We start from the raw sequence: 16,282 nt of genomic DNA, 5'->3' as shown, positions 1-16,282 counted from the left end.
GGTCACCGTAGCGCCCGCGTCCAGCCGAGCGCGGCGATGTCGAGCGCCAGAACCTCACGTCGATCGTGGCTCACGAGCTCGACCGCGGGCCACGCGGCGAGCTGCGCCTGAGCACCCGCAGGTACGAGGTGCCCTCCGAGGAGGAGCCGCGCGAGGTGAGAGAGGGACGGGCGCAACGCGAGGAGATCCTCGAAAGGGAACCTCTTGGCGTCGTCTGCCGACCAGATCTCGAGCGATCGAAGTCGCCGGACGAGAGGATGCGCTGCGAGCGCACGGAGTCCCTCGGGGCGCGTCGGGCGGTACCAGAGCGCGAGGTGTTCAAGCGACGGGAGCTTTTCCGGGTCGAGCGGCGCGAGGGCTCCTCGTACGTCATCGTCACCGCGAAACACGGTCAGATAGCGAAGCGCCGGCGCGGGCTGGGCGAGCAGATTTGCGAGGTTGCGCTCCGGCGCGCCCAGCCCGCGTAGCCCAGGGAGCGCCGCGCCGACCGACGGACTGGCCCCACGGACGACGAGCGATGTGACCGCCGACGCGCAGCTGTGCGCGTTGAGCAGATCGAGGAATGGTCCGAGAGCACCAGAGATCATGAGGCGGAGGGATCGGAGCGAGCGTCCGGCGGCGCTCGCCAGGAATCGGCGCAGCCGATGCAGCCCGACGACGCCGAGCGAGACGTCCGAGTCGTCGGGCGAGAAGCCGAGCGTGTCGCGGCCGATGAGCGCGAGCTCTGGCCGGAGCGCATCCTCGATGGTGGCCGCATCCTCGTCGTAGGCCCACGCGAGGAGGCCGTCGTGACCGTCATCGATGCACGCGAAAGGCTCGCCGAGATCGGGGATCGGGCCGAAGGTCATCGCCGTGAGCGAATCGAGGAGCTCACGTTCCATGGCGCGCGCATCGTCTCCATCGCGAAGCAGCCGCTCGACCTGAAAGGCGAGCAGGGTGCCCGTCGGATCGCCCCGCCGTTCGAGTTGTGCGCCGATCAGGCGGGGCGCGGCGAGCATGTCTTCCTCGAAACGCACGTTGGTGATGGGTTGAGCGCCAGCGGTGAACCCCTCGGCGCGGAGTCGAGCAAGGCGGTGCTCGAAGACGATCTCGGCGAACTCTGTCCTGAGGAAACGCCGTTCGAAAGGCGCGCGGCGGCTCCTCCCGACCGGACGCTCCACGACGCGGGCGCCGTCGATGCGCAGATCAACGTGCTCGTCACGGCGGTCTAGCCGCAACGCGAGGCCGGCCGGTGGCTTGATGAAGTCGAGGCCGCGGTGAAACGCCTTCCTGGAGCTCATCGCTGCCTCACGAAATTGCCGTTGTCGGTGCTCCACGTACCAAGATTCATGGATCCGTGTGCGTTCGGCCGGCTGAGGTGGCTCGTGGGATGAGATGAATAATCGCGGCTTGCGTTTGTGCCTCCGCCAATCACGCGCCCGTTCGGCGGGGATTGTCCAGCCATCGTCCAGAGCCGCGGGATGAGCTGAGAGCAGTTCGGGCACGCCGGTACGGCATCGTTCGATCCGGTCTCCGAGCGGATCGTGTCGACCTCGCGGAGCGCCCTCTTGAGATTCCGCTGCCCTCGTCGGCGTACTGTCCTGGGAGCCTGAGCGGCGTGATCCCCGCCTGCTCGGCGGGCACGTCGCCGTACAGCCCGGGATCGATCCCCGCCGCGACGCTCCCATCCCCCTCGATCAGCGCCTCGGGAAGGCCGTTCGTCCCATGGACGAAGTACCTGAGCGCCCCCGCGGCGCCGTCCCGCTGGGCGAGCGGCAGCACGCTCTCCGGCAGCGTGACGTAGCTCCGCTCCTCCACGACGGGCGCCTCCCCCTCCCTCGCGCGCTCGGTGCGATCGAGCACCATCACGTCGCCACGCCAGGCATACCGGGACACGCTCTCGACCTGCCCGACCCGCGCCACGCGCTTCTCGATCCTGCGGCCGAACGCGTCATAGGCGAACGAGATGGTCCTCCCCTCCGGGGTGCGCGCCTCCATGAGCCTCCCGTCGCCGCTAAAGGCGTAGGCCCACACGAGCTCGCGCCGCACCTCGCCCTGGCCGTCCAGCTCGCTCACGCGCTTCCGCACCACCTCGCCGCGCTCGCTGTAGTCGTACCGCACGGTCTCTTGTCCTGTCGTGCGCGCCGTGATCATCACCACGTGCGTGTCGATGCCGACGACCTTGTCACCCTGCTTGGCCGCGGGCTTGCCTGGTCCGTGAGATCGCGATCGCATTGTTCCTCCGAGCCCTGTCGCGCCGATCGAGCGTGCGCGCGACAGCCAGCGTCAGCTTTCCTCGCCGCTCGGCGTCTTCGGCGCGTCGACCCGCAGGGGAGCATCGAGGGGCTTGCCCGTCTGCGGGTCGAACCGCGGGGGCCGCTTCCCCTCCGGCGCGCTCTGCCCTGCTGACTGCGCCTGGCAGGCCTGGAAGGTCAATGCGGGCCGCGGAACGAACTCCGCGATGTCCGCCGTGCCTTGGGGGACGCCGGCGCGCATGGTTTCGGGCCGGGCGCTCGCGTGCGCGGCCCAGGGCGAGACGTCGGCGCGCTCCGGCGACGAGCGCGGCAGGACGAACGCCGGCCCTTGCGGCGACGCGGGCAGCGCTGGCCGTGGTGCGAGATGCGCCGGTGCGGCGTTTTCTGTCGCCGGCCGCTGCGGCGGGCCGAGCGACTCGAGCGAGGGCCGGCGCGCCTCGAGGCTTCGCCGCGTCCTCGCGAAGACCGAGCTGAAGCGAAGCGCCTGGATGCCCTGGTTGCGCTTCGCCGAGAGCGCGAGATCGGCCGTGTGCTCGGCGTCGGCCCGCGCCCAGTCCGCCGGCGCGACGCCGAGGCGCGCGAGCACCTCGTGGAGGTCCGCGCCGCGGAAATAGACCACATGGGCCAGGACCTCGGCATACCGCTCAAGCCGCATGACGCTCCCGTCCTTTTCGCTCACGTTTGCTCTCCCTCGTCACGGCGCGTCCGCGTCGGGCGGTACGGGCCTCTTCAGGCGGCGGAGGTTGTCGCACGACTCTTCTCGATAAGGGCACACAGCCGTGAAGAGCTCCACCGCCTTCTCGACGTCCTTCTGCGTCCCGGTGCCGGTCTCGTACATCCCCGCGAGCCGCTCGCAGCTCCTCAGCCAGCCCACGTCGCGATCATCGATGCGGCAACCCATCTTCGTGACCTCGAAGATCTTCTTGTCGACCTCGGGGCCGCTGCCCTGCTTCTTGAGACGGAGCACCGTATTCCAGCACGCTAGCTCGCGACCGTGCTGACAGGCGGCCATGTCGAAAAAGGCCGCTTTCTCCGGGTCCTTGGGCACGCCCTTGCCGCGCTCGAACAGACCCGCGAGCTCCTCGCACCGCTTGAATTCTCTGTCGACGACGCATGCGCGGTAGGTGAACTCCGCGACCGCTTCTGGTCCTTGCGGATCGAAGCCGTTCTTGTCGACACAGCCCATAGCCCACGAGCATCTCGCCCCTCGACCAGCGCGGCATTCGGCCTGAGAGAACTTGCACAACTTGAGGCCGAGCTCTTTCGTGAGGCGGCTCCGTTCAGCCGGCGTCTTGTCCTTCCAGGGATAGCCGAGCACGGGCCAGCACGCGCTCATCTCACCAGCGTCGCACAATGCGAGGAGCTTTGCTCCGAGGGCCTCCGCTCGGGGCTTGTCTCCGCTTAGCTGAGCGATTCCCATCAACGTGGAGCACGCAGCGACATTGGACGCTGCGCAGGCATCCTCTGCAGTCTTCTGAGCGGTCTTTCCTATGCCATCTCGATAATTCTTCAGCTCATCCGGATGGCGGAGCACATCCAGGGCGAGAGCAAGGCAGCCCTGCTGATCACCGTGATTGCAGGCCAGCTCGTGTTGAGCAGCCTCTGCCACAAATTCCATTGCTTTGCTCGGCCAGTCGTGCCAGTGGTAGTACTCCGCGGCAAATTCCATGCATGCCCTGGTGTTCTTGCCCTGACACGCCTTGACGTAGAGGTCGTCTGCGCGATGCCCGTCCTCGACCACGCCGAAGCCGTGCAGGAAGAGCCAGCCGGCCATCCGGCACCCCTCCATATCGCCCCGCTCGCAGCGCAATAGGTACGGCGCGGGGTCCTCCGCTGCCGGCAACGCGAATAGTTCGACCTCCGGAGCCTGTGCTGGCCCGGGAGAGGCGGCGCTTGGCGCCGATCGTGGCGGCGCGACGCTCTGCCGAACCTCGACATCCCTGGATGGCGCATTCGAAGCGCCGCAGCTGGCGAGCACGATCGAGAGGGCCGCGACGGCCACGGCCGAATCGTCACGAAAGTGCTTTAGCATCTTCATCTCCATCGAACGAAGCAGCGCCGTCGCGGAACATCGAGGGCGTGAGCGCGTCGATTCGCTCCCTGGCATCTTCCTTGAAGCTCGCGTGCACATGGATGGAATTCCAGGCAATCTCCTTGAGCTTGCGCTCGATCGGTGGCGGCCATGCGGCGCTCGGTTCTGCTCTGCCTGAGCTGCCGGACATGTACTTCCATCGGCATTGGAACTGCGCCTTGCCCGCGTAGTCCTGGTGCTGCAGCCCGCTGTTCGTGATCGCCACGGCGGGCAAGTAGTGCTTGTACAACGTCAGGCCTGTAGCTTTCCCGAACTCCTCCTCGAACCGAGGTGCGACATAGGACATGAACATGTCCAGCGTCATCTCGCGCCCGCCGCGTGCCCACATCGACCGGGCGAGGATCCCGCGCGGAATGAAGAAGATCACCCACGGCTGCACGTTCGTGAAGCCGGGGGTGTTCCGGATTCCCCAGAGCATCTGCGCGATCGTGTAGTTCTGCTCCGGCAAGCTGCCATACATGCGCGCGAGCCGGCTGACATAGAGCACATCGTCGTCTGTCATCGACCCCTTGCTAGGCCGCCGCGTCAAGACGAGACGAAACAGGCCGATCGGACGCGCCTTCTTGATGAACGCGGCCATCTCGCCGAGGTCCTCGGGAGGGGGTGGCGTGACCCCCATGCCGCAGAAGCCGAGCATCTGCCCAGGGCCGACCTGCTTCTGCGCGTTTCCGTCGACGATGCCGGCTTGCATGAACTCGACGAGCGCCCCCCGCCCGGGGTTCTCCCGGCTCTCCTTCTTGATCTTCGACCAGAAGTTGGCGCCGTTGCCGGTGTCCATGAGCTGCACGAGCGGCTTGTCCTTGTGCACCCGGAGGATGTAATGGATATGCGAGCCGTCGAGCTGCTTCCGGAGATCGATGACCACCTCCTTCGTTCTGATGTCGCGCGCCAGCGCTTTCTGGTTCTCCCAGGCTTGAAGCTCCTCGTTGAGCTTCGCCTGTATATCGGCCCGCGTCTCCTCCGCCTTGGCCTTCATCCCGCGCTTCTCATAATATCGAAGATCCGCGAGAAGCTTGGGGTCCTCCTTTGGCTTCGCGAGCTCCAGCTCCCGCTGGTAATCGGGCGCGACCCTGTCCTTCTGCGAGTAAGGGCTCTCGATCTCTTGCACTCCAGGGGTCTTGCGCTCCGCGAGGTGTTTCATGAGGATCTTCTCGCGGATGTACTGATCCTCATACGCGGATAGGTAAAGCGTGACCTTCCGGGCTCCGGCGTCGGGATCGAATACGAAGATGGTCCCGGGCGCGAGCGGCGGGGAGAGCTGCCGGGCGCGCTCGACCTTGAGGAGGTCCTCATAGGTGACGACCGGGGGCGAACCATTGGCTGCTTGCTCCGCGCTCGCCGGTTCTCCGTCTCCGGTTGCGGTCGGGAGCGTGTACCAGCGCCCGCCCTGCGGGGGCACCTCGTCGCCGGGCGTTGCTGGTTTTCCCGAGAAGATGGCGAAGCCGCCGGTTCCGAACTCGGCCGCGTACCCGACGCCGTTCAGGTGCTCGACGCGAAAACCTCGCGTCAGGGCCCCATAGGTCGCGAGGTGCTGGCAGGCGGCGACGATGGGCACGGCCGGATCGTCGTTCTCCTGCGCTTTCCAGCGGGGCCCCATCGGGTCGTCGAGGAGTTTGCCGTCCCGGGTCGGACCCACGACCAACGGGTTGTCGTTGGACGCCACCGAGCCTTCAAAGAGGCTCGATGCGTCACTGGGAGGCGGAGCATTGTCCAGGTCATCACGAATCGGACGCGGATTCCGCCAGGATTCGATGTTGTAATGCCCATACATGACCTTGTGCCTCGCCGATCGACGCTCGAGCGTGCTCCGGTATCGCCGCTGGATCCGGCTGAAGATGTATGTCTCCCAGTTCTCCGAAGCGGGGAACCGCGCCACGCCCTTCTTTGTGCCCATGTCGTAGCAGCTGCCGGGGCCGCCGTACGTGGCGCCGAAGAGGACCTCCGTGACCGCCTGGGCCCATTGCTCCTCCTTCGGGTCCGCGCACCAGTTCATCAGCGGCCCTGCCTGCGTGAGCCACACCTGATCCATCGGAAAAACGCGGATCCGCTGGTCGATCCACGCGAGCACATCGCCGATCGTCTCTGGCCAGAAGATCGCCTCCTTCGGCACCTCGTGGCGCCGCGGGCGTATCCCGTCGTCGCCGAACTCGGTGCCGTCCGGCGCCCCCGCGGCCATGTCGTTGATCGCGACCGTCAGCCGCGGCGGCTCGTCCCCGTAAGGGTACGCCTCGGAGAGCTTCGTCAGGAAATCGCCAGCCGGCGCCTGCGCCGGCCCACCACCGCCCTGGTTCCCGTCCGCCATGTCGATGCTCCTCAGCCGCCGTGTACCCGCGCGAGCTCGCTCGCCGTCTGCGCGCCGAGCTCCCCCGTCTCCCCGAGCTCGTGGTCCTTCTGGAACCACGCGAGCGCCGCCCGGAACCCCTTGTCCGCAGGCGGGTTGTCCTTGATAGCCCCCTCATAGTAACCGAGGTTCTTCAGCCGCCGCAGCGCCCCTTCCACCGTCGTGACCTCGGGAAGCGCGGCGACGCGCACGGTCCACTTCTTCTTCGGGCCCGTCGGGTACTTCCCCGGCCACATGGTGATCTCGACGAGCTGCGCCGTCTCCGGGATCTCCACCGCGATCGCCCCGTCCGCGTCGGTCTCGCCTTCGAACCGCCGGCCCTCGGCGACGAGCTGGTAGCGCTTGCCTCCGTACGGCTCCAGCTCCTCGTCCGTGAGCTGCACCTTGAACGGCTTCGTCTTCTCCTCGTCATCCTCCCCGCCGGGTGGCGGCTCGTCGCGTGAGCAGTTCAGCTTCACCAGCTTGCCCCACAGCGCGGCGTCCTCGTCGAGCTCCAGCGCCGCGTCGGTGGAGAGCATGCGGATCTTCTTGGCGGTGAGCTCCGCCTCTTCCCCGAGCGACAGGGTCGGTCCCTTGCCCGCAAGCGAGAGCGCCTGGGTGCCGGCGATCTCCACCCTGCCGGCCATGATCCGGATCCCCTCCGGGTTGATCTCGAGGGAGCTCTCGCCCGCCGAGAGGGTGAGGCTCCCCTGCGTGATGAGGCGCAGCGACCTCGAGCCGCCGATCACCAGCGAGCCCGAGACGTTGATCTGCGCCGCGCCCGCGTCATCGCCCGTGCCGACGTCGACGCTGTACTCGCCCGTGACGCGGAGGATGGACGGCCCCTCGACGGTGAGCACCGAGCCGCCGAGGAGGTTTGTCTTGTCGATCCCGTCGACGCGCAGCGCGCGGTCGCCGAGGACGTGCTCCTCGCTCTCGCCGAAGACGCGGACGCTCCTCCGGCCCTCGACCTCGAGGTCGTCGTCGCGGCGAACCTTCGTGAGCCGATCGCCGGTGTCGAGCGCGTCGCGGCCGGCCACCGTGACAGAGCGGTTGCTTCCGACACCGACCCGCTGATCGGTCCCGACGCGGACGTCGAGCTCGCGCTCGGCGCGCAGGTGGACGAGCTCGCTGCCCTTCCGATCCTCGAAGCTGAGCTCGTTGTGGCCGCCGCCGTTCGGGCTGCTCCGCGTCTTCACGCCGCTCCGGGTCCTCGCGTCCGGGAGCTGGAACGGCGCGCGGTTCACCGCGTTGGCGACGCAGCCGGTGACGATCGGGCGGTCGACGTCACCGCCGAGGAACGAGACGACCACCTCCATGCCGACGCGCGGAACGAACTGGGTACCGAAGCCGCGCCCCGCCCAGAGCTCGGCGTGGCGGATCCAGCACGAGCTCCGGTCGTCCCCCTGGCCGTCGCGGTCCCAGTGGAACTGGACCTTGATGCGCCCGAAGGCGTCGGTGTGCACCTCCTCGCCCGGCGGGCCCACCACGGTCGCGGTCTCGACGACCTGCTGGATGCGCCGCGGCGCGGGGCGCGGTCGGACGCAGACCGTGTCCGGCGCGCAGGCGAAGCGGGCGCGGTAGGTGGGCGAAGCGCCCGAGACCTGCGGCGCCTCGCCCTCGTGGTCCACGCGCGTCACGACCCAGCCCTGGTCGTACGCCGCGACGTCGTGCCCCTCCAGGAAGAAGCGGTGGCCGGGCACGAGCCGCCGGCACCCGGTCTCCCCGCGGGCGACCACGGCCTTCCGGCGCAGCTGCTCAAGCCGGATCGCGGCGTCCTCGCGAGCGACCTCCACCCTCTCGTAGTCGCCATGGTGCTCGTAGTGCTCGTACCGGCCGTCCTCCGCGCCGCCCTTGAGCTGCGCCGTCCTCGCGGACGAGGAGGGGTGGAACAGCGGACGCTCGAAGTCGTAGTCGCGGACGACGGCTGCCGTCGGCCGGACCGAGCGCGCCGCGACGAACTGCTGGACGTGGTCCTCGCCGGGCGTGAGGGCGCCGGTTCCTGCCGGCGCGCTTCTGTAAACGAGCCGCGGGGCGCCGGGGATCGGCGGATAGATGCTCGCATCGTCGCCGATCACCATCCGCTCGGCGCCTTCGCCGGGGTCGTGCTCGAAGTAGTAGAAGAGCCCTTCCTCCGCGAGGAGGCGTGTCACGAAGTCGCGGTCGGTCTCGCGGTACTGCACGCAATAGGCGCGCTTCGGAGAGGCGCGGACCCGCGCGAAGCGGCGGGGGATGCGCCATTCCTCCAGGACGAGGTCGACGATCGCGTCGACGGTCCTGTCCTGGAAGATGCGGCTAGCGCGGCGCCTGCCGAGCAGCGACAGGCGCGAGGCGAGGCGGAGCCGGTACACGCTCCGGCCATCGTCGAGGGCTGCGCTCCACGCCACGTGGGTGCAGACGCCATGAAACACGCGGAGCGGAGCGCCCTCGCCCTGGAGCGCGAGGTGCATCGGCTGCTCGAGGACCTGCGGCTCGAACGCTGCCGGATCGGCGAACGGCGCCGCAACGTCGATGTCGACCCGGTAGCCGCGCGAGATGGACTCGCGGCCGCGGAACGAGAGCACGGTGAGGTCCCGCACGGCGAGAGGGCCAGCGCGGAGCTCGAAGGTGGATGGATGAGGCGCCCCATTCGACATGGAGCGATCCCTCTATCACGACCGAGAGTCGTCCTCCCAGCTCTCAGCATCTTTCTCACGCGCCGGCCTCCGACGGCAGGCCGCATCGGCGAAGGTGAGGTTCAATGGGGCCGCAGCCTTTCAGGGGCGGAGAGCATATGTGCGAGTGCCTCGACGAGGACGGCCATCCGGACACTTCAATGGGGCCGCCGCCTTTCAGCGGCGGAGAGTGATCTTGCAGCTGGATCCCACCTTCAAGATTGAGGGGCTTCAATGGGGCCGCCGCCTTTCAGCGGCGGAGAGTGTGGATGACGGCGCAGCAAATGCGGGAGTCGATCACGCTTCAATGGGGCCGCCGCCTTTCAGCGGCGGAGAGAAGGGGGCCTCAAGACCGTTGGTCTGCGTTTGCAGAAGCTTCAATGGGGCCGCCGCCTTTCAGCGGCGGAGAGTCGAGGTCATCAGCGAGCACGGCCATCGGTGGACGCCGCTTCAATGGGGCTGCCGCCTTTCAGCGGCGGAGAGTCGCGGACGACGTAGCAGCCGCCGTCCTCGGTCGGAGCTTCAATGGGGCCGCCGCCTTTCAGCGGCGGAGAGGTCAACAAGGGCGTGTGGACCGCCATCACCACCATGCTTCAATGGGGCCGCCGCCTTTCAGCGGCGGAGAGTCGACGAATCGCGCCGCTGCGCAGGCGTCCGTCGGAGGCTTCAATGGGGCCGCCGCCTTTCAGCGGCGGAGAGCGAATCACTCATGAGTTCTCAAAAAGGCCAGGAGTCGAGCTTCAATGGGGCCGCCGCCTTTCAGCGGCGGAGAGCGATGAGGTCCACGGCTGCGGACCGGGCGAGGACTTGCTTCAATGGGGCCGCCGCCTTTCAGCGGCGGAGAGCGTGAGCCGATCGCGCGGTTCGTCATCTCGATGTTATCCGCTTCAATGGGGCCGCCGCCTTTCAGCGGCGGAGAGCTCTCAATCGGGCGGGTGTCGATCCAGCACATCGCCGGCTTCAATGGGGCCGCCGCCTTTCAGCGGCGGAGAGGTGGAGGCGGCGGTCGACTTCCTGCGATGGACCTGGCCTCAATGGGGCCGCCGCCTTTCAGCGGCGGAGAGACCCGGCGCGGCTGCTCTGGGAGGGCGTGCGCGAGGCGCTTCAATGGGGTCGCCGCCTTTCAGCGGCGGAGAGGTGGTTCGACCTCGATCCCCTGGCGTGGTTGATGATGCTTCAATGGGGCCGCCGCCTTTCAGCGGCGGAGAGGAGAGGCCGAAGTGAGGCACGCGGTGCACGACAACCTTGCTTCAATGGGGCCGCCGCCTTTCAGCGGCGGAGAGCTGATTCGAGCTGATATCTGCCACCTGTTCCGTTAGTTGAGCTTCAATGGGGCCGCCGCCTTTCAGCGGCGGAGAGATCGGCGAGAGGCGAATGCGATCGGAGGATCGATGAGGCTTCAATGGGGCCGCCGCCTTTCAGCGGCGGAGAGCGGCGGCTCCCTCGTCGCATCCGACGGCCTCAATCAGGCTTCAATCGGGCCGCCGCCTTTCAGCGGCGGAGAGCTCGCGCGCTTCCGCATGAGGGTCGCGATCCGTGGGCTTCAATGGGGCCGCCGCCTTTCAGCGGCGGAGAGACCTCGAGCAGGACAAGATCCGCGCGGTCGCGAGAGCGGCTTCAATGGGGCGGCCGCCTTTCAGCGGCGGAGAGGCAAAAGGGGCAGAGCCCGTCGCCCGTGGCGATCCACTAGCTTCAATGGGGCCGCCGCCTTTCAGCGGCGGAGAGGTCAAGTACAATGGCGACATCATGGCTGGAGTCGTGCTTCAATGGGGCCGCCGCCTTTCAGCGGCGGAGAGGAAGACCGGGCCGAGCGACAAGTACGAGTGCCTCGTGCTTCAATGGGGCCGCCGCCTTTCAGCGGCGGAGAGCTCCGCGCCGGCGCCCGCGCGGAACCACAAGAGCGCCGCTTCAATGGGGCCGCCGCCTTTCAGCGGCGGAGAGGCTCGGATGAGCCCGGATGGGAGCAGCTCAAGGCGTGGCGGCTTCAATGGGGCCGCCGCCTTTCAGCGGCGGAGAGGTTACCGCGTCTGTGTACGAGCCGACCACCTATCAGGAGCTTCAATGGGGCCGCCGCCTTTCAGCGGCGGAGAGTCGACGGCGAGGACGCCGCGCAGGAGGGTGACCAGATGGCGCTTCAATCGGGCCGCCGCCTTTCAGCGGCGGAGAGAAGCTCAAGAGCAGGTTGAAGGAGTTCCTCTACAAATAGGCTTCAATGGGGCCGCCGCCTTTCAGCGGCGGAGAGTGTGGATCACGGTCATCATCTCGGCGACCGAGTGGTCGCTTCAATGGGGCCGCCGCCTTTCAGCGGCGGAGAGACGCGCTCAAAGGTTCTGCTGGCGGTCAGCCAGAAAGCTTCAATGGGGCCGCCGCCTTTCAGCGGCGGAGAGGCGAGAGTGCAGCCGGGGAAGCCATGCCTCTGCGTCGGGCTTCAATGGGGCCGCCGCCTTTCAGCGGCGGAGAGACACCACTATGTGGCGGGTGTGCCGCGGAATCGTCGAGCTTCAATGGGGCCGCCGCCTTTCAGCGGCGGAGAGGTGCCACATGGATGCAGTCACGTCCCCAGAGTTCCGGCTTCAATGGGGCCGCCGCCTTTCAGCGGCGGAGAGAAAGGCTCTTGCAATAGTCGATTTAGCCTCAGAGTTCGCTTCAATGGGGCCGCCGCCTTTCAGCGGCGGAGAGGACCACGGCGCCCGGGCTGTGCCGCGCACTGGGCAGCCGCTTCAATGGGGCCGCCGCCTTTCAGCGGCGGAGAGTCGCCTTGAACGGCGGCGAGAACACTCTGATGCTCGGGCTTCAATGGGGCCGCCGCCTTTCAGCGGCGGAGAGAGCCGCTGAGCTCGGATGAACTCACGCGCCGGGCGAACGCTTCAATGGGGCCGCCGCCTTTCAGCGGCGGAGAGGAACAGGCCAGCGCCGATCTCGGAGCCGGTGTTGTTGCTTCAATGGGGCCGCCGCCTTTCAGCGGCGGAGAGGTCCTGCCCGCGGTCCGTGTTGACGGCCCAGTAGGCCGCTTCAATGGGGCCGCCGCCTTTCAGCGGCGGAGAGATCGATCGCGTTGCGCATCTTGGGCACCAACCACCGGCTTCAATGGGGCCGCCGCCTTTCAGCGGCGGAGAGTGCTGTGGTACTGCCTGGCCTGGGCGATCATCGTCTTTGCTTCAATGGGGCCGCCGCCTTTCAGCGGCGGAGAGTTACGAGCACAACCACAGGGAACCGCTTTCCAGCGGGCTTCAATGGGGCCGCCGCCTTTCAGCGGCGGAGAGAGGCGTCCGGCACGACCTGCACGTGGTCGAGTACCTGGCTTCAATGGGGCCGCCGCCTTTCAGCGGCGGAGAGGAGTACCGGCTCAAGTTCTCATACCTGTTCAGGATGCTTCAATGGGGCCGCCGCCTTTCAGCGGCGGAGAGTCCCTCCCCGTCGCCTTGAGCCGCCGCGCCGCCGCGCTTCAATGGGGCCGCCGCCTTTCAGCGGCGGAGAGTGGCGGCGCCGATCGCGTCTCGCGCCGGGCCCTTGCCGCTTCAATGGGGCCGCCGCCTTTCAGCGGCGGAGAGAGGAAAAAGATCGGGCACGAGCCCGGCGGCGCTTGACTGCTTCAATGGGGCCGCCGCCTTCGGCGGAGAGGGCTCGTGAAGTGGGCTGACATGGTGCTGCTCTCGACCGCTTCAATGGGGCCGCCGCCTTTCAGCGGCGGAGAGTTCTCCACGTAGGTCTGCTGCGTGGCAGTTGCGACGCTTCAATGGGGCCGCCGCCTTTCAGCGGCGGAGAGCCACGGCAGGCTGTTCATCGAGATAGCGCGCCTCCGGCTTCAATGGGGCCGCCGCCTTTCAGCGGCGGAGAGTGGGGTAGGGCATTCCATCGGATGCGCATGCGACGGCTTCAATGGGGCCGCCGCCTTTCAGCGGCGGAGAGGGTACTCGTTCCCGACGTCGAGGACGTCCCAGACCTCGCTTCAATGGGGCCGCCGCCTTTCAGCGGCGGAGAGTCATCGAGGCCGCGCGCCGCGGCCATCGCCGACACGCTTCAATGGGGCCGCCGCCTTTCAGCGGCGGAGAGCACTGTCATAACCGGCGAGTCTAGCACTGCGCGCCAGTCCAGGCTTCAATGGGGCCGCCGCCTTTCAGCGGCGGAGAGCGAGTACAACGCTACACGCCTGTTTCACGAGAAAGTGGGCTTCAATGGGGCCGCCGCCTTTCAGCGGCGGAGAGAGCGGGACGAGGCCGCACGCATCCGCAGGCGCGACGAGCTTCAATGGGGCCGCCGCCTTTCAGCGGCGGAGAGGGGTGTAGCCAGCGCCCTGCACAGCGCGACCTCTACGCTTCAATGGGGCCGCCGCCTTTCAGCGGCGGAGAGGTGCCCCTGATTCGCGGGGTCCACTCCCCCCACCCGAGGCGTCAATGGGGCCGCCGCCTTTCAGCGGCGGAGAGCGCCATCGGGTGATCGTGTTCGGCACACCGGCGGCCTTGCTTCAATGGGGCCGCCGCCTTTCAGCGGCGGAGAGGCCGTCGCGTCGAGGTAGTCGGGCTCCGTCTCCGAGCTTCAATGGGGCCGCCGCCTTTCAGCGGCGGAGAGTTGGCCAGCCGCTGCGCCAGCGTCCACTGCTCCTTGGTGCTTCAATGGGGCCGCCGCCTTTCAGCGGCGGAGAGGACTGGAACGCCGGCGCTGCCTCCCAGCGGGGACAGCGCGCTTCAATGGGGCCGCCGCCTTTCAGCGGCGGAGAGGACGGCCACGTCAAGACCTTCAACGTGGCCTTGCAGCTTCAATGGGGCCGCCGCCTTTCAGCGGCGGAGAGGCGACACCGAGGCGGCGTGCCGGGACTAGGCGACCAAGCTGGCTTCAATGGGGCCGCCGCCTTTCAGCGGCGGAGAGACGTACCTTGGGCTGACCTCGCTCGCGATCGACGGCGAGCTTCAATGGGGCCGCCGCCTTTCAGCGGCGGAGAGAGAGGCCTCCCAGGCCTACCTAACATTTCGCGCACTTGCAACCCGGTTTGCGAGAGGTCCCCGTTCCACCCCCCGCTCCGGCCACCCGGGGCCGCCCCGAGCGCCCCCGGCCCTCTCGAAATCCATCGTCTTTTCAAACACCTGCCGGCCTTGCGAGCGCCCCCCGGGTTTTTCGCGTCACTCCACCGCTCGCAGCCGGTGCTCCCGCCCTCTTCTACCACACCCCCTCCTCCACTCGCCCAGCCCTTCCGTTCTCCCCGGCCGCCTTGCCGCTTCCTGCCCCACCTCCCCCGCTTGCCTCCCCACCTCGCCCGACTCATCCCCCACCTCGCCCGCCTCATCCCCCTCGGAACGCTCACCTCGCGAGCCGGGGACGACCCCCGCCGCCCCGGGGCTCCCGCCCGCCGACCCCCGCGACCCACCGCCCACGCCGCGGCTTCGTCCCCCCGACCGCCGGCGCCCTTGTACTCCAGCCGCACGTCGCCCGATCTCCGCGGATTTCGATGAGCGGGCGGACGATCGGGACGAGTGGCTCGTTCGCACACGGGTGGAGCCCAGCTCGTTCGGTGCTCACCGATGTGCGGCTGGAGTACGAGCGTGCGGACAGCGGTCGCCATGGGAGTCGTCGCCGCGCTCGCCGTCCTCGTCCCGGGGTTCGTCCTCGTTGCCGTCGCCGTCCGCGGGGCCTGCGGAGGGCGTTCTCAATGGTTTTTCTATAGACACCGGAACCACCCCAGGGGTCTCTATCACCCGCAGTGCTTCCGCATGGACTGTCCGCCTCCCCGGCTCCAAGCATCTTAGATGGAGAGCTTAACCTCACGCAGGGGGCTTCGGACATCCTGGATGGAGAGCTTAACTTCACGCAAATGGCTTCGTACATCCTGAATGGAGAGCTTAGCCTCACGCAGGTGGCTTCGGACATCCTGGATGGAGAGCTTAACTTCACGCAAATGGCTTCGTACATCCTGAATGGAGAGCTTAGCCTCACGCAGGTGGCTTCGGACATCCTGGATGGAGAATTTAATTTCACGATCATGACAATTTTTTTCGACTCACGTGAAAATCATCGCACATATAGGTCCAGTTCCCGGCAAACCCCGGCCTCAATCCTGTCAAGATTCATGGCGGCTTGCCGCTTTCCCAGGCTATGCTCTGTCCGAGGAGGCCGCCCATGCCGAGGAACGACGGGTACACCATCGGGGAGATCGCCGAGGAAGCCGGAGTGAGCGAACGCACCATTCGCTACTGGTACAAGCGTAACCTCTTCGTGCCGCCGCCGTTCGCCGGGCCGGGGACGCGGTACTTGCGCGAGCATCGGCTTCAGATCCTGTCGATCCAGAAGCTCCGCGAGCAGGGGCTCAAGCTGCCCGAGATCAAGCGGAAGCTCGCGACGATGTCCCCCGCCGACATGGAAGCGCTACTCGTGCCGCCGCCCCCGGCGGTCCGGCCTCCGCCGCCCGAGCCGACCTACGCGGCGGAACGCTGGGAGCGTGTCGTGCTGGTGCCCGGCCTGGAGCTCCTCGTGAGCAGCGCGGGCGGGCCGATCCTGCGGCAGATAGCCCAGCAGATCGTGAATCACTTCGGCGGCCCGGCCTCCGGACCGCACCCGCTCCAGGACTCCAGCCGCACATCGCGGGATCTCCGCAAATTTCGATGAGCAGGCGGACGCTCGTGACGCTCGGCTCGTCCGCACACTGGCCGAGCCCAGCGCGTTCGGTGCTCACCGACGTGCGGCTGGAGTACTTGCCCCGCACCCCGGCGCGTTCCTCACCGGCGCTCCTGCCCGCGCCCCGGCCGCCGGGCGCAACGGGCGCTGAGCCGCGCGGGCGCGTCGCGTTCGCTCCTCTCCCTGTATCGTAACAACCTTTCATCCATCGAACACACGCTGTCGCAGCACCGCGCGACTCGGGGCGCCGCGCGACTCGGGGCGGGCACGCAGCGGCGGCGGACGGCGCTGGCAACACGATTCCAGCACGACAGCGATTCCAGCACGACATCGGCGCGATCCACGTAATACCGCGGCTCGTGTTCCTGCTCCGGCT

The 16,282-nt window shown here is 67.8% G+C and carries 7 protein-coding genes and 2 CRISPR repeat arrays; of the genes, 1 reads left to right on the top strand and 6 read right to left on the bottom strand.

What is annotated here, in order from left to right; genetic code table 11:
* Positions 1-2: 2 nt before the first annotated feature.
* The 6 genes from WME75_RS01765 to tssI are packed head-to-tail and all read right to left on the bottom strand — an operon-like array spanning position 3 to position 9,282.
* The gene (locus WME75_RS01765) at positions 3-1,484 is read right to left on the bottom strand and encodes a hypothetical protein (protein ID WP_437485760.1); all 1,482 of its coding nucleotides are present in this window, start codon (positions 1,482-1,484) and stop codon (positions 3-5) included.
* Positions 1,411-2,214: an RHS repeat domain-containing protein gene (locus WME75_RS01760; protein WP_437485758.1), complete on the bottom strand. Its 804-nt coding sequence runs from the start codon at positions 2,212-2,214 to the stop codon at positions 1,411-1,413. Before WME75_RS01760 ends, WME75_RS01765 begins: the two co-directional genes overlap by 74 nt.
* 51 nt (positions 2,215-2,265) lie before the next feature.
* On the bottom strand, positions 2,266-2,913 hold the full coding sequence (locus WME75_RS01755; protein ID WP_437485756.1) for a hypothetical protein: 648 nt from the start codon (positions 2,911-2,913) through the stop codon (positions 2,266-2,268).
* 15 nt (positions 2,914-2,928) lie between these two features.
* On the bottom strand, positions 2,929-4,278 hold the full coding sequence (locus tag WME75_RS01750; RefSeq protein ID WP_437485754.1) for a hypothetical protein: 1,350 nt from the start codon (positions 4,276-4,278) through the stop codon (positions 2,929-2,931).
* Positions 4,247-6,628, bottom strand: coding sequence for a hypothetical protein (locus WME75_RS01745; protein ID WP_437485752.1), 2,382 nt, complete (start codon positions 6,626-6,628; stop codon positions 4,247-4,249). Before WME75_RS01745 ends, WME75_RS01750 begins: the two co-directional genes overlap by 32 nt.
* An 11-nt stretch (positions 6,629-6,639) precedes the next feature.
* A complete protein-coding gene (gene tssI / locus WME75_RS01740) occupies positions 6,640-9,282 on the bottom strand; it encodes a type VI secretion system tip protein TssI/VgrG (protein WP_437485750.1) in 2,643 nt (880 codons plus the stop codon).
* 98 nt (positions 9,283-9,380) lie between these two features.
* Positions 9,381-12,851: direct repeats of the CRISPR family, unit length 36 nt; unit sequence GCTTCAATGGGGCCGCCGCCTTTCAGCGGCGGAGAG.
* A 107-nt stretch (positions 12,852-12,958) separates the two neighbouring features.
* Positions 12,959-14,240: direct repeats of the CRISPR family, unit length 36 nt; unit sequence GCTTCAATGGGGCCGCCGCCTTTCAGCGGCGGAGAG.
* 1,171 nt (positions 14,241-15,411) lie between these two features.
* On the opposite strand from tssI, the gene WME75_RS01735 reads away from it, so the two are divergent.
* On the top strand, positions 15,412-15,897 hold the full coding sequence (locus tag WME75_RS01735; protein WP_437485747.1) for a helix-turn-helix domain-containing protein: 486 nt from the start codon (positions 15,412-15,414) through the stop codon (positions 15,895-15,897).
* Positions 15,898-16,282 lie beyond the last annotated feature (385 nt).

The organism is Sorangium sp. So ce1014 (genome assembly GCF_051521505.1).
Taxonomy (GTDB): domain Bacteria; phylum Myxococcota_A; class Polyangia; order Polyangiales; family Polyangiaceae; genus Sorangium.
The sequence above is the reverse complement of the archived record's forward strand: the minus strand, read 5'-3'. Positions and strand labels throughout refer to the sequence as shown.